Here is a 13127-nt window from a genome sequence, read left to right as displayed (position 1 = left end):
CGACAGGGGATCAGAGGGCGTCGAGGATGCCGGGGCCGAAGACGGCGACCGCTGCGACGGCGACTCCGGCCATGGCGAGGGCGGCAATCCCGAGGACGAGGATGTTGCCGCCGATCGTCAGCAGCAGCGCGGCCGCCGCGGGCAGCTCGCGGCGGCGGGCGATCGGGACTGTCGATGTGCTGATGGCCATGCTTCGACGCTACGGAGCCGCCCGTCGCACCGCGTCCCTCCCGAGTCGCATCATCGTCCGTCGAGAGGATGATGCTCGTCGCGCGAGCGCCGTCCGGAGCGTCGGCGCCGGGTGGAAGAAAAGATCCTCGAGAGAAGTGTCGACATCGTCCGAGCCCGTGCGACGACCGGAGTGAGGCTGGCGTGCGCCGGCCCGCAACGGAAGGATCAGACCATGAAGTACATGATGTTCGTCGTCACCTCGCTCGAGCCCGACACCGAAGTCGACGACTCCGACGTCGACCTGTGGGTCGATCCCCTCGACGCCAGCGGCAAGCGCGTGATCGGAGAAGTGCTCGCCCCGCAGGCGGAGTCCACCGTCGTGAAGGTCCGCGGCGGCAAGGTGCTCACCGCTCGCGGCCCGTTCGTCGAGACGGCCGAGGTCATCTGCGGCTTCGACATCCTCGAGGTCGACGACCTCGAGGAGGCCATCGAGATCGCGTCGCGGCATCCGATGGCGCGCAACGGACAGCTCGAGCTGCGGCCGTTCATGGTCTGGCCCGAGGCCGACGCGCCGGCGGAAGAGCCCCGCGCGCACGCCGACGCCTGAGCAGCGGCATCCGGAATCGCGAAAGGGTGCATCTCCGCGCGCGTCGCGTGGAGATGCACCCTTCAGCGATTCCTCGAGACACCTAACAGATAGTTGGAAGTCCATGTAAAATTGCCGATGTGCCAATGCCGGCACGATCGCGTTGATCAGGATGCCCCACAAGGGCGTTCTGCATCTCTGAAGGAGCAACGGTGTCCACGATCACCCCTCTCACCTCGAGCCTTACCACTGAGGAGCGCGACGCGATCCTCGACGCCGTCCGCGAATTCGTCCAGAACGAGCTCGCGCCGCATGCGCTGGAGTGGGACGCGAAGTCCTTCTTCCCCCGCGACACGCTGCGCAGCGCCGGCGAGCTCGGGCTCGGCGGCATCTACGCCCGCGAGGACTTCGGCGGGGCGGGGCTGTCACGCTCCGATGCGGCCGCCATCTTCGAAGAGCTGGCGCAGGGCGACCCCGCGATCGCCGCGTACATCTCGATCCACAACATGGTCGTGTGGATGATCGACACCTACGGCAGTGACGCCCAGTGCACCGAGTGGCTGCCGCTCCTCACCTCGATGGCGGGCTTCGGCAGCTACTGCCTCACCGAGCCGGGTGCCGGATCGGATGCCGCAGCCATCACCACGAGCGCGATCCGGTCGGGCGACGACTACGTGCTGACCGGCGTGAAGCAGTTCATCTCGGGCGGCGGCGAGGCGTCGGTCTACATCGTCATGGCGCGCACGGGTGAACCGGGGGCTCGCGGCATCACCGCGTTCCTCGTCCCCGCCGACGCCCCGGGGCTGTCGTTCGGCGCGATCGAGCACAAGATGGGCTGGAACGCGCAGCCGACTCGTCAGGTGATCCTCGACGAGGTGCGCGTGTCCGCGGAGAACATCCTCGGCGGTGAAGGCCAGGGCTTCAAGATCGCGATGTCGGCACTCGACGGCGGGCGCATCAACATCGCCGCCTGCTCGCTCGGCGGCGCTCAGTGGGCGCTGGACCGCGCGCTGCGCTACGTGCACGAGCGCTTCACGTTCGGCGAGCCGCTCGCCGAGAGGCAGGCCGTCGTGTTCGCGCTCGCCGACATGGCCACCGAGCTGCACGCCGCGCGCGCCCTCGTGCGCGGTGCCGCGGCGGCGCTCGACGCGAAGTCGCCCGACGCCTCGCTGCAGTGCGCGATGGCCAAGCGCTTCGCGACCGATGCCGGCTTCAAGGTGGCCAACGAGGCGCTGCAGCTGCACGGCGGCTACGGCTACCTTCACGAGTACGGGATCGAGAAGGTGGTGCGCGATCTGCGCGTCCATCAGATCCTGGAGGGGACCAACGAGATCATGCGCGTGATCATCGGACGCCAGCTGCTCGCGCGCTGACGGTCGCACGGCGTTCGAGAAGCACCGACGAGGAGGTCCGAAATGAAGATCGCATTCCTGGGGCTCGGCCATATGGGCCTGCCCATGGCGAGGAATCTGGCCGCCGCCGGTCACGAGGTGACGGGTTTCGACGTCATGCCCGCCGCCGTCTCCGCCGCAGCTGACGGGGGACTCACAACCGCGGAGTCGGGAACGGATGCCGCCACCGGCGCCGACGTGGTCATCACCATGTTCCAGACCGGGGCGCAGGTGCTCGACGCCTATCGCCGTTCGGACGGCGCTGCGGGACTGCTCGATGTCGCAGCACCGGGAGCCCTGTTCATCGACTGCTCGACGATCGCCGTCGACGAGGCGCGCGCCGCGCACGCGCTCGCCGAGGCGGCCGGTCACCGGTCGCTGGATGCCCCGGTGTCAGGCGGAGTGGTGGGCGCCGAGAACGCCACGCTCGCCTTCATGGTCGGCGGGACGGACGAGGACTTCGAGGCCGCGCGCCCGCTGCTCGAGGCGATGGGCCGACGGGTCGTGCACTGCGGCGGAGCGGGGCTGGGGCAGGCCGCGAAGGTCTGCAACAACATGATCCTGGCCGTATCGCAGATCGCGGTCGCGGAGGCGTTCGTGCTGGGGGAGCGGCTCGGGCTCTCGCACCAAGCGCTGTTCGACGTCGCCTCGAACGCATCGGGCCAGTGCTGGGCACTGACGACGAACTGCCCGGTGCCGGGACCCGTGCCCACGAGTCCCGCGAACCGCGACTACCAGCCGGGCTTCGCCGGCGCGCTCATGAACAAGGACCTCGGGCTGGCAGAGCACGCGATCTCGGCGACGGGCGTCGAGGCGCGCATGGGCATGCTCGCGCGCGAGATCTATGCGCAGTACGCGGCCGGCGACGGCGCCGGCCAGGACTTCTCCGGCATCATCAACACCATCCGCGCCGAGAGCGCCTGACCGCCGCTGCCCAGATCTGCTGTTCTGGCGAGAACAGGTCGATGAGGGCGGGATCAGCCTGTCCCAGCCGGATCACCTGTTCTGGTGGAATGTTCACGACCCTGAGACGAAAGCGGGAACCGATGACCGAGTACGAGACGATCCTCGTCGAGACCCGCGGCCGCGTCGGCTGGATCACGCTCAACCGGCCGGAGGCGCTCAACGCGCTGAACACGCAGGTGTGCTGGGACGTCGTAGCCGCGGCATCCGCCTTCGATGCCGACGAAGGCATCGGCGCCATCGTGCTCACCGGCTCGGAGCGCGCTTTCGCGGCCGGCGCCGACATCAAGGAGATGGAGTCCAAATCGGGGCTCGAGATGCTGATGGGCGACCACTTCGGCGGCTGGGCGCAGTTCGCCGCCGTGCGGACCCCGGTCATCGCCGCTGTCTCGGGCTACGCGCTGGGCGGCGGGTGCGAGCTGGCGATGATGTGCGACATCATTCTCGCGGCCGACACGGCGAAGTTCGGGCAGCCCGAGATCAACCTCGGCGTCATCCCCGGCATGGGCGGCTCGCAGCGGCTCATCCGCGCGGTCGGCTACTACAAGGCGGCCGAGCTGATCCTCACCGGGCGGGTGATGGATGCCGCCGAGGCCGAACGCTCCGGACTGGTCTCGCGGGTCGTGCCGACCGCCGACCTGCTCGCCGAGGCGCAGAAGACCGCCGAGACCATCGCGTCGAAGAGCCTGCCGTCGCTGTATGCCGCGAAGGCCGTGCTGGATGCCGCCCTCGAGACGTCGCTGGCCGAGGGCCTTCGCCTCGAGAAGCACGTGTTCGCCAGCCTCTTCGACACCGCGGACCAGAAGGAGGGCATGGCCGCCTTCCGCGAGAAGCGCGCACCGGAGTTCGAGGGTCGCTGATCCGTCGCTGAGCCTGTTGAAGCGCGCTCGTGCCCTCACCACTTCGACGCAGTCAGGGACCCGCCGCTCAGAGCGGCTCGGGCTGGGGCTTCGGATCGGTGAAGTCGCCGGCGTCCTTGCGGAATCGGGCGATGATCCGCACCAGCTCTGTGGTGTCGGCGTCGGTGAGGCCGGGATCCTCGAACACCTCGCTGTTGAGGGCCGCGGTCGCCCGTTCGACCAGTTCGCGACCGGTGTCGGTGAGCACGAGCATCGCCGCGCGCCCGTCGCCGGGGTGCGGCTCGCGCGAGACGAGGCCGTCGCGGGCCAGCCGGTCGACGGTGTTGGTGACGCTGGTCGGGTGCACCTGCAGGCGGGCGATGGCGCTGGCCATCGGCATCCGTCCCTCCCGCGTGAAGCCGAGCAGGCGCAGCAGCTCGTACCGGGCGAACGAGAGTCCGAAGGGCCGCAGCGCCGTGTCGATGCGCGCGAACATGAGCTGCTGCGCCCGGATGATCGACGTCACGGCGGTCATGCCCGCGGCTGCGGGTTCCCAGCCATGGGCGATCCACTGGCGCTTGGCTTCGGCGATCGGGTCGACCGGAAGACGCTTGGGTGCTGCCATGACGACCTCCTCCTTCCACCGTACCGGTCCTCGGTTGCAGCGACCGATCCGGGGGCCGCGAAGGGGCGTTTATGTATACACACGGCGGGTCAGGGGTCGGTCCGGTCGGCGCATTCCGCGGGATTGGGTACATTGCGCGCCGCGCCATAGACTCGTGCCCAGCGTGAGGAGATCGTCATGAAGATCGTCGTCCTGGTCAAGGAAGTCCCGGATACCTACGGGGATCGCAAGCTGTCGCTGGAGACCGGCCTGGCCGATCGCGCCGCCAGCGAGACGGTCCTCGACGAGATCGGCGAGCGTGCCCTCGAGGTCGCGCTGTCGTACGCCGACAAGACGCCGGGCACCGAGGTCGTCGTGCTGTCGATGACGCCGGAGTCGGCTTCTGCGACGGTCCGCAAGGGCCTCGCGATGGGCGCGTCGTCGGCCGTGCAGGTCGTCGACGAGGCGCTCCTCGGTGCCGACCTCGGCCTGACCGCCGAGGTGCTCGCGGCGGCCCTGCAGCGCACCGGCTTCGACCTCGTCATCGCCGGCAACCAGTCCACCGACGGCACCGGCGGGGTGATCCCCGCGATGGTGGCCGAGATCCTCGACGTGCCGAGCGCGACCTACCTCAGCACGGTCGAGATCGCCGGCGACGCCGTCTCGGGCACGCGCGCGTCGGACGGTGCGACGCTGCAGGTGACGGCACCGCTTCCCGCCGTGATATCCATCACCGAGGCGCTTCCCGACGCGCGCTTCCCCAACTTCAAGGGCATCATGGCGGCGAAGAAGAAGCCGTTCGAGACGCTGTCGCTCGCCGAGCTCGAGATCGAGCCCCACGACCCGACCGCGTCGCGGTCCATCGTCATCGCGTTGAGCGAGAAGCCTCCGCGCGAGGCCGGCGTGAAGATCGTCGACGAGGGCGACGCGGGCCAGAAGCTCGCGGAGTTCCTGATCCAGAACCGGCTTGCGTGAGGGTGCGTGCGTGATGACGTTTGCAGATGACTCCATCCTTGTCTTCCTCGACACCACCCCGTCGGGTGGGCTCGCCAAGTCGGCGGCCGAGCTGCTGGGCGCCGCCGCGACGGTCGGCACGCCGGTCGCCGTGATCGTCGGCGACGCCGCGTTGGCCGCGGATGCTGCCGCGCTCGGAGCCGCCGCGGTGCTCGTCGCCGCTCCCGGCGACGGGCTCGGCGCCGCGGCGGTCGACGCGCTCACCGCGGCGGCCGACCAGGTGCGGCCGGACGCCATCCTGGTGGCGCACTCGGTGGAGGGCCGCGAGGTCGCCGGCCGGTACGCCGCGCGCACCCGGTCCGGCCTCGCGGTCGATGCCGTCGGCGTCTCGCGCGACCCCGAAGGCGTCATCGCGCACCACTCGGTCTACGGCGGCGCGTACAACGTCGACGCCGCGGTCACGTGGGGCGCGCCGGTCATCACGATCCGTCAGGGATCCGTGGATGCCCGCGCCGAGGCCGTCGCCGGTGTCGAGGCCGAACCGCTCGAGGTGCGCGCCTCGGGGCGCCGTGCCGCGACCGTGACGTCCGTGGATGAGACGGTGGTGTCGTCGACGCGCCCGGAACTGCGCGGTGCGACGAAGGTCGTGTCGGGCGGTCGCGGACTCGGATCCGGCGACAAGTTCGCGCTCGTCGAGCAGCTCGCCGACGCCCTGGGCGCCGCGATCGGCGCCTCGCGCGCCGCGGTCGACGCCGGTTACGTGCCCTACTCGTACCAGGTGGGCCAGACCGGTGTGTCGGTGTCGCCTCAGCTCTATGTGGCGCTCGGCATCTCGGGTGCGATCCAGCACAAGGCCGGCATGCAGACCGCGAAGACGATCGTCGCGATCAACAAGGACGCGGATGCCCCGATCTTCGAGATCGCCGACTTCGGCGTCGTCGGGGATCTGTTCCAGGTGGTTCCGCAGCTGATCGCTGCTCTTGAGGCGAAGAAGGCGTAACCCGGTATGGCGACCTTCGGTTCTGCGGTGCGGCGAGGTCTGCCTCGCGTTCCCGGCGGCGAGCCGTGGCCGCCCGCCGGCACGGCGCCGGTGCCGAACGGCGACGGGCGCCCGTCGCCGGCGACGATCGCGGTCGCTGAGCCTGTCGAAGCGCCCGTGGTCGCCGAGCCCGCCGCCGCGGCGGCGGTCCCGGTGGCCGCGACGACCTCGGTCGCCGCCGCGACCGCAGCCCCGGTCGCTGAGCGAGCGAAGGACGAGCGGGACGACGCGCAGTCCACGGCCGTCGAGGCCGTCGACGCGCCCTCGACCGTCGCCGCGGCCGGAGCCCGGCGCATCCGCCGGGGTCTGCCCCGCGTGCCCGGCGGCGAGCCCTGGCCACCGGCCGGAACCGTCGTTCCCGATGCCGCCGTGGCCGCCGGTGTGACCGCGCCCCAGCCACCGTCGTCCGCGCAGGAATCGTCGCCCGCTCCCGCGCACATAGAGACCGCCGCGCCCGCCGCGAGCACCGCCGCCAGCCCCGCTGCGTCCGGCTCCGTCGCCCCCGCTGCCGCAGGCGCCGAGGGCACCGCCGGTGCCAGGCCGCTCCGCCGGGGCCTGCCCCGCGTGCCGGGCGGCGAGCCCTGGCCGCCTGCCGGCTTCGCCCCGGCTCGGGGCGCCACGCCGGCGTCGGACACGGCAGCAGCGGCCGCGGCTACGTCCGTGAAGGGTTCCGCAGCACCGGTCGTGTCATCCACGACGGATGCCGCAGCTGCGCCGACAGCTGCGTCCGTGTCGGATGCCGCAGCCGCCCCGGCTGCGGCCACGACGGTCGCCGCGGAGGTCGTCGCCGCACCAGCGCCGGCCGCTCCCGGCACGTCGACGGGAGTGCCGCTGTCCCAGCCGCTGCCGTTCCCGCGGACCGTGTGGGCGGGTGCGGCAGCACGCACGCGCTCGGAGCCGGCGGCCGAGCCCCGGCGGATCGGGCCCTTCACCCGCGGACAGTGGGCCGGTGCCGTCCTCGTCGGCGGTGCCGGGCTCCTGTATGCCGCAGCCATGGCCGTGCTCGCGGTGCGGTGGCTGCTGTCGACGTCGTGGGGCGTCGATTTCCTCGCGACGTACCCGGGTGAGTACCACCTGCCCGAGGGCGCGCCGATCGGGATCCCCGCGTGGCTCGGATGGCAGCACTTCTTCAACGTGTTCCTGATGGTGCTCATCATCCGGTCGGGCCTGCGGGTGCGCACCGAGAAACGGCCGACCGCGTTCTGGTCGCCGCGGAGCAACAACCGGCGCAAGATCAGCCTGAATCTGTGGTTCCACCAGTCGCTCGACATCCTGTGGCTGGTCAACGGCGTCGTCTTCGTGGTGCTGCTGTTCGTGACCGGCCAGTGGCTGCGCATCGTGCCCAGCTCCTGGGAGGTGTTCCCCAACGCCGTGTCGGCGGCCCTGCAGTACGTGTCGCTGGACTGGCCGACCGAGAACGGCTGGGTCAACTACAACTCGCTGCAGCAGCTGGCGTACTTCGCGACGGTGTTCATCGCCGCGCCGCTGGCCGTGGTCACCGGCGTGCGGATGTCGGGCGTGTGGCCGAAGAACGCCGCCGGGCTGAACAAGGCCTACCCGGTGGAGTGGGCGAGGGCGGTGCACTTCCCGGTGATGCTCTACTTCGTCGCGTTCATCGCTGTGCACGTGTTCCTGGTGTTCGCCACCGGGGCGCTGCGCAACCTCAACCACATGTACGCCGCGCAGGGCTCGGTCGATCCCGACGCGTACGCCGACAACTGGACGGGGTTCTGGTTCTTCGGCGCCTCGCTCGTGGTGATCGCGGCCGCGTGGGTCGCCGCACGCCCGCTCGTGCTCGCCCCGATCGCCCGCCTCTTCGGCAAGGTGTCCGGCCGCTGACGCACGCCGCTGACGCGCGGCCTGCTGCACGCCGGCCCGCTGGCACGCGGCCCACTGGCATCCGCGCGCGCGGAACGGCGGGGCGTGCGGCCGGGTCAGGACTCGACGACGATGCCCGCGAGGTCGGCGAGTGCGGGTGCCATGAGCTGCAGCTGCTCGGCTGAGATCGTCGCGCCGCGCAGTCCCACCATGCCGACGACCTGACCGATGTCGGCTCCTCGCAGATCGACGTCGGTGAGCCGCGCGCCGCTGGCGTTCAGCGTGGCGATGCGGGTGGCCTCGAAGGCGACGCGGCGGGCCGAGGCGTCCAGCAGATCGATCTCGTCGATCGTGCAATCGACGAAGGCGACGTCGAGCAGCTCCGCGGCACGCAGGTTGACGTAGCCGAGCTTGCAGCGTGTGAAGCGGATGCCGCGCCACCCGGTGTCATATGCCTCGACGGACCCGAACCTGCTGTCCCTCACCTCGACGTCCCGCCAGTCGCTGCGCGCTCCCGACGCGACGGGGATGTTCGCACCGACGAACACGGACTCCACCAGACGCGCGCCGCGGAATCCCCACGCGGCGACTTCGAGGCCCTCGAAACGGCACGCCTCGACGGTGTCGCCGACGCCGAGCTCCCACGCATCGCGTACGACGTCGGTGTACGAGAGGCCCTCGAAGCCGGTCGACCCGAACTCCGACGGGTCGCGCGGGGCGAGGTCGGACAGCACGCTCTCGTCGAAATCGAATCGGGGTGCCTGGGTTTCGCCGCGTCCGCGCGGTGTCCTGGTTCGTCCTGCCACCACCGCACCCTAGCCCGCCGTCACGACACGACCGCCGCCGCGTGCCATCCTGAGTCGCATGACTCTGCGACGCATCAGTCTGGTGATTCCTCCGGTGGGCCCATGGCGTGATCAGGCGCGCTGGTACCGCTGGGGCGACGAGGTCGGCTACGACGTCGCGTACACATACGACCACCTCACCCATGCGACGGCCCGCGGCGAATGGCTCGGCGAGGCATTCACCACCCTCACGGCTGCGGCCGGCATCACCGACCGCATCCGGCTGGGGACCCTCGTGGCCTCCGCCGTCTTCCGCCGGCCGGTTGCGCTCGCGCGGGCGGCGATGACCGTCCAAGACATCTCCGAAGGGCGCCTCGTGCTCGGGCTCGGCCTCGGAGCACCCCCGTGCGAGCTCGCCGATCGCGGGGAGAACTCGACCATGGGTGAGATGTCCGCCCGTTTCGCCGACGTCGTCGAGGGCTACCGGGCGGTGCTCGACGGCGCCTCGCAGTGGCAGGGCAAGACGATGTCCTTCACGGGCCTCGAGACGATGGGCCGTCCGGAGGGCGTCGACGCGCCCGAGCTGCTGCTGGCCGCTCACGGGCCGCGCGCGCTGGCATTGGCTGCGCGCTACGCCGACACCTGGAACACCTACGGGGGACCGGGGTCGACGCAGCTCGACGCCGACGAGTACTGGCAGCTGATCGCGCAGCAGGCCGCCGGCTTCGCGGTGGAGTGTGATCGTGTCGGGCGCGACCCGTCGACCGTGCGGCGCTCCCTGCTGCTGGGCTTCGGCCGTGTGCGCCCGACCGCCGACGTCGACGCCTTCCTCGCGGCCGCAGAGCATGCGGAGAGCCTCGGTGTGGACGAGCTCGTCGTCTACAGCCCCGACTCGCCTGCCGGCATGGGCTCCGACCCGCGCGTGCACGAGCGGGCGCTCGCACGGCTGCGCTGACGCCACGAGCACCCAGCGCGCGGTTCACGCGCCCCGCGCACGGCCGGGTCCCGTCTGGGGGATAACCCGAAGACAAGACTCCGGCTGCCTCGGGCGCGATCGGCGGCGCACGCGCCTACCGTAAGGGGCATGACCTCCTCGGACTCTCCTGCCGTTCGCCCGGTGACGCGGCCCGCCCAGGTGGCGGGCGCCATCGCGCAGCTCGCCGCGCTCGGCGTCATCGGCGTCGCGGCGTTCTCGCTGCTGTTCTCGCTGCTGGGCGTGGGCATCGGCCTGCTCTTCGTGCTCGGCATCGGCGTGCTCGTGCTGGTGGCGCTCGTCTATGTGCTGTTCGGTCTCGGCTGGCTCGAGACCGAGCGCGTCGACGGCCTCTACGCGTTCGGTCTTCCTGCGATGCGGCCGCGGCGCAGCGGCCGCCCCGGATTCGGCGGCGTCCTGCGCACGATCTGGATGCAGGCGATCGATCCCGCCACCTGGCGGGCGATCGCGAACCTGGCGATCGCCACGATCCTCGGGTGGGTCGTCGTGGCCCTCGCCGGACTCCTGGTCTCCGGTGCCGTGTTGGCGTTCACGCCGCTGTTCGCCGAGGCGAGCTCGGTGCGCCTCGCCCGCACCGGCATCGAGGTTCCACTCGCCTGGGCGGTGCCGGTGGGGATCCTCGCGGTGCTCGTCGCCGCCGCCGGCCTCGTCGGCCTCGGCGTGCTCCACGGGATCATCGCGCGGGCCATCATGGTTCCCTCGCGCGAGGCGCAGCTGGCCGCCGCGGCGCGCGTGTCGAGCCAGCAGCACGCCGGTGCGGTCCGGGCCGCCGACGTCGAGCGCACCCGCATCGAGCGCGACCTCCACGACGGCGTCCAGCCGCGACTGGTGTCGGTCGGCATGACGCTGGGCCTCGCTCAGCAGAAGATCGACGCCGACCCGGATGCCGCGAAGGCGCTGATCGCGGAGGCCCACACGTCGACCAAGGCGGCCATCACCGAGCTGCGACAGCTGGCCCGCGGCATCCACACCTCCGTCCTGGACGATCGCGGCCTCGATGCGGCCCTCTCGGCGCTCGTCGCGCGGTCGGTCGTGCCCGTGCACACCGACGTGCGGCTCGACGGGCGCTGCAGCCGCGAGACCGAGGCGGCCGCCTACTTCGTGATCGCCGAAGCACTCACCAACGCGGCCAAGCACTCGCGGGCCACCGAGGTGCGGGTCGTCGCACGCCTGCGTGAGCCCGGCACCCTGTGGGCGCGCGTCGAGGACAACGGCGTGGGCGGCGCACGCGTCATTCCCGGCGGCGGCCTCGACGGCATCGTGAATCGCGTGCTGGCGGCCGGCGGCGAGGCTCGCATCGACAGCCCCGCCGGTGGACCGACGAGCGTGGAGGTGAGCATCCCGTGCGCATCCTGATCTGCGAGGACTCGGCGCTGCTGCGCGCCGGCCTGGTCCGCGTGCTTGAGGACGCCGGCCACCAGGTGGTCGCGGCTCTCCCCGACGCGTCGCACCTCGACGAGACCGTCGACCGGACCGCCCCCGAGCTGTGCATCCTCGACGTGCGCCTGCCGCCGAAGTGGACCGACGAGGGCATCCGTGCGGCGCTGTCGCTGCGCGCGCGGCTGCCCGAGCTCGGCGTCCTCGTACTGTCCCAATACGTCGAGGAGCGCTACGCCGCCGACCTCATCTCGTCCAGCGGCGGCGCGCTCGGCTACCTCCTCAAGGACCGGGTCGCGGACGTCACCGACTTCCTCGAGGCGATCGAACGCATCGCCTCCGGTGCCACGGTGCTCGACCCCGAGGTCGTGGCCCAGCTGCTCAGCCGTCGCACGCGCGACGAGCGGATGCTGCGCCTCACCGATCGCGAGGCCTCGGTGCTCGCGCTCATCGCGGAGGGCCGCTCCAACCAGGCGATCGCCAAGACGCTGCACGTCACCGAAGGCAGCGTCGAGAAGCACATCACCGCCGTCTTCCAGAAGCTCGACCTCGAACCCGACGAGTCGGGCAACCGTCGCGTCCTCGCCGCGATCGCCCACCTCGAGCACGGCGGCACGACGCCGCCCGCGCCGACACCTCCTTCGACGACACAGGGCGGCCGCGGGCCGCAGACAGGAACGAACCGATGAGCACGACCATGACGCCTCCTCCTGCGGCTCCCGAACGCACCGCCGAGGCACCGCAGCCGCCCGCCGGCGGCTCACGCGTCGTTGCGATCGTGATCATCGTGCTGGGTGCGATCGTGCTGCTGGGCGCGATGACCTCGGCCGCGATCGGGACGATCGCGTCGGCATCCGTCCACACCTCGACCCGGTCCCTCGACGCCGCGGGTGTCGAGGACCTGAGCGTCGAGGCGGCCGCGGGGACGCTTCGCGTCGAGTTCACCGACGTGCAGGAGGCCGAACTCGAGGTGACCAGCTCGTGGGGAGCCGATAACTGGCGATTCGAGCGCGAGGGCGACACCCTCGCGGTGTCATCGCCCGATCGCCTGGGATGGTTCGGCTGGCGCGGGTGGTTCGGCGACGGGGGAGCGGATGCCGTGCTGCGCCTGCCGTCCGCCCTCGAGGGTCTCGATGCGGACGTCTCGCTCGCGGCCGGCGAATTCGTGACGGACGGCGAGTTCGGCGAGCTCGACCTGTCGCTCGCGGCGGGCTCCTTCGACGTATCGGGATCGGCCCGGTCGCTCACCGCCGACGTCAGCGCCGGTCGCGGGACTCTCGAGCTCGACGGTGTCAGCGAGGCGGACCTTTCGGTCAGCGCGGGCTCGCTCGACGCCATCCTCACCGGCTCGCGGCCCGATGTCATCGAGGCGGACGTGAGCGCCGGCACCCTGCGCATGACCGTGCCGAAGGGCGACTACGACGTGACCTCCGACGTGTCGGCCGGCGAGTTCGACAACGGCATCGGCTCGACGCCAGGCGCTTCGAGCACGATCCGGGTGCAGGTGTCGGCCGGTCAGGCGGTGCTGGAGTCGGGCCGCTGACCCGCTGACCGCCTGGTGCCTCAGGCCCGGTCCGTCGTCGCAGCTCCGCGGCGGTGCGCCGGG

General features: G+C 71.3%; 14 protein-coding genes. 11 read left to right on the top strand and 3 right to left on the bottom strand.

The genetic code is table 11. The annotated features are described in order from the left end of the window. Window positions 1-10: 10 nt before the first annotated feature. Window positions 11-190, bottom strand: coding sequence for a hypothetical protein (locus Q9R08_RS14810; RefSeq protein ID WP_308868873.1), 180 nt, complete (start codon window positions 188-190; stop codon window positions 11-13). Window positions 191-403: 213 nt separating this feature from the next. Here Q9R08_RS14810 and Q9R08_RS14805 point away from each other — a divergent pair, with 213 nt between their 5' ends. The 4 genes from Q9R08_RS14805 (at window position 404) to Q9R08_RS14790 (ending at window position 3971) form a co-directional block, all read left to right on the top strand. Continuing rightward, window positions 404-778 carry a YciI family protein gene (locus Q9R08_RS14805; RefSeq protein WP_308868872.1) on the top strand — a complete coding sequence of 125 codons (375 nt, stop codon included), beginning with the start codon at window positions 404-406 and terminating at the stop codon, window positions 776-778. A gap of 191 nt (window positions 779-969) precedes the next feature. Next, entirely contained in the window at window positions 970-2130 is a 1161-nt protein-coding gene (locus tag Q9R08_RS14800; RefSeq protein ID WP_418001356.1) for an acyl-CoA dehydrogenase family protein, read from the top strand. A gap of 42 nt (window positions 2131-2172) precedes the next feature. Then, window positions 2173-3072 (top strand): 3-hydroxyisobutyrate dehydrogenase, encoded by a 900-nt coding sequence (gene mmsB, locus Q9R08_RS14795; RefSeq protein WP_308868871.1) that lies wholly within the window; start codon window positions 2173-2175, stop codon window positions 3070-3072. A gap of 122 nt (window positions 3073-3194) precedes the next feature. Then, on the top strand, window positions 3195-3971 hold the full coding sequence (locus tag Q9R08_RS14790; protein ID WP_308868870.1) for an enoyl-CoA hydratase: 777 nt from the start codon (window positions 3195-3197) through the stop codon (window positions 3969-3971). Window positions 3972-4038: 67 nt separating this feature from the next. On the opposite strand, the gene Q9R08_RS14785 is transcribed toward Q9R08_RS14790, so the two are convergent. Further along, on the bottom strand, window positions 4039-4575 hold the full coding sequence (locus tag Q9R08_RS14785) for a MarR family winged helix-turn-helix transcriptional regulator (RefSeq protein WP_308868869.1): 537 nt from the start codon (window positions 4573-4575) through the stop codon (window positions 4039-4041). A gap of 177 nt (window positions 4576-4752) precedes the next feature. Here Q9R08_RS14785 and Q9R08_RS14780 point away from each other — a divergent pair, with 177 nt between their 5' ends. From Q9R08_RS14780 to Q9R08_RS14770, 3 genes are read left to right on the top strand one after another with little or no spacing between them, the layout of a single operon-like run. After that, entirely contained in the window at window positions 4753-5529 is a 777-nt protein-coding gene (locus Q9R08_RS14780) for an electron transfer flavoprotein subunit beta/FixA family protein (protein WP_308868868.1), read from the top strand. 13 nt (window positions 5530-5542) lie between these two features. Further along, the gene (locus tag Q9R08_RS14775) at window positions 5543-6508 is read left to right on the top strand and encodes an electron transfer flavoprotein subunit alpha/FixB family protein (protein WP_308868867.1); all 966 of its coding nucleotides are present in this window, start codon (window positions 5543-5545) and stop codon (window positions 6506-6508) included. A gap of 6 nt (window positions 6509-6514) precedes the next feature. Beyond that, window positions 6515-8386, top strand: a complete 1872-nt coding sequence (locus Q9R08_RS14770) for a cytochrome b/b6 domain-containing protein (protein WP_308868866.1) — start codon at window positions 6515-6517, stop codon at window positions 8384-8386. Between the two features lie 95 nt (window positions 8387-8481). Here Q9R08_RS14770 and Q9R08_RS14765 read toward each other — a convergent pair whose 3' ends face one another. Further along, window positions 8482-9171: a pentapeptide repeat-containing protein gene (locus Q9R08_RS14765; RefSeq protein WP_308868865.1), complete on the bottom strand. Its 690-nt coding sequence runs from the start codon at window positions 9169-9171 to the stop codon at window positions 8482-8484. Window positions 9172-9229: 58 nt separating this feature from the next. On the opposite strand from Q9R08_RS14765, the gene Q9R08_RS14760 reads away from it, so the two are divergent. The 4 genes from Q9R08_RS14760 (at window position 9230) to Q9R08_RS14745 (ending at window position 13064) form a co-directional block, all read left to right on the top strand. Then, complete coding sequence (locus tag Q9R08_RS14760; RefSeq protein WP_308868864.1) at window positions 9230-10105, top strand: LLM class flavin-dependent oxidoreductase; 876 nt, start codon at window positions 9230-9232, stop codon at window positions 10103-10105. Between the two features lie 129 nt (window positions 10106-10234). Continuing rightward, complete coding sequence (locus tag Q9R08_RS14755; protein ID WP_308868863.1) at window positions 10235-11500, top strand: sensor histidine kinase; 1266 nt, start codon at window positions 10235-10237, stop codon at window positions 11498-11500. Further along, on the top strand, window positions 11488-12210 hold the full coding sequence (locus Q9R08_RS14750) for a response regulator (RefSeq protein WP_308868861.1): 723 nt from the start codon (window positions 11488-11490) through the stop codon (window positions 12208-12210). The genes Q9R08_RS14755 and Q9R08_RS14750 overlap by 13 nt, the downstream gene beginning before the upstream one ends. Continuing rightward, window positions 12207-13064 carry a hypothetical protein gene (locus tag Q9R08_RS14745; RefSeq protein WP_308868860.1) on the top strand — a complete coding sequence of 286 codons (858 nt, stop codon included), beginning with the start codon at window positions 12207-12209 and terminating at the stop codon, window positions 13062-13064. The genes Q9R08_RS14750 and Q9R08_RS14745 overlap by 4 nt, the downstream gene beginning before the upstream one ends. Window positions 13065-13127: the final 63 nt, after the last annotated feature.

Origin of the sequence: Microbacterium psychrotolerans (genome assembly GCF_031085295.1) — a bacterium.
Classification (GTDB): Bacteria; Actinomycetota; Actinomycetes; order Actinomycetales; family Microbacteriaceae; genus Microbacterium; species Microbacterium psychrotolerans.
This window is presented reverse-complemented; position numbering and strand designations above follow the sequence as displayed.

Bases quoted from the DNA above. Each gene is read 5' to 3' on its own strand.
- Q9R08_RS14810 (WP_308868873.1), bottom strand. From the start codon at position 190: ATGGCCATCAGCACATCGACAGTCCCGATCGCCCGCCGCCGCGAGCTG.
- Q9R08_RS14805 (WP_308868872.1), top strand. From the start codon at position 404: ATGAAGTACATGATGTTCGTCGTCACCTCGCTCGAGCCCGACACCGAA.
- mmsB (WP_308868871.1), top strand. From the start codon at position 2,173: ATGAAGATCGCATTCCTGGGGCTCGGCCATATGGGCCTGCCCATGGCG.
- Q9R08_RS14790 (WP_308868870.1), top strand. From the start codon at position 3,195: ATGACCGAGTACGAGACGATCCTCGTCGAGACCCGCGGCCGCGTCGGC.
- Q9R08_RS14785 (WP_308868869.1), bottom strand. From the start codon at position 4,575: ATGGCAGCACCCAAGCGTCTTCCGGTCGACCCGATCGCCGAAGCCAAG.
- Q9R08_RS14780 (WP_308868868.1), top strand. From the start codon at position 4,753: ATGAAGATCGTCGTCCTGGTCAAGGAAGTCCCGGATACCTACGGGGAT.
- Q9R08_RS14775 (WP_308868867.1), top strand. From the start codon at position 5,543: ATGACGTTTGCAGATGACTCCATCCTTGTCTTCCTCGACACCACCCCG.
- Q9R08_RS14770 (WP_308868866.1), top strand. From the start codon at position 6,515: ATGGCGACCTTCGGTTCTGCGGTGCGGCGAGGTCTGCCTCGCGTTCCC.
- Q9R08_RS14760 (WP_308868864.1), top strand. From the start codon at position 9,230: ATGACTCTGCGACGCATCAGTCTGGTGATTCCTCCGGTGGGCCCATGG.
- Q9R08_RS14755 (WP_308868863.1), top strand. From the start codon at position 10,235: ATGACCTCCTCGGACTCTCCTGCCGTTCGCCCGGTGACGCGGCCCGCC.
- Q9R08_RS14745 (WP_308868860.1), top strand. From the start codon at position 12,207: ATGAGCACGACCATGACGCCTCCTCCTGCGGCTCCCGAACGCACCGCC.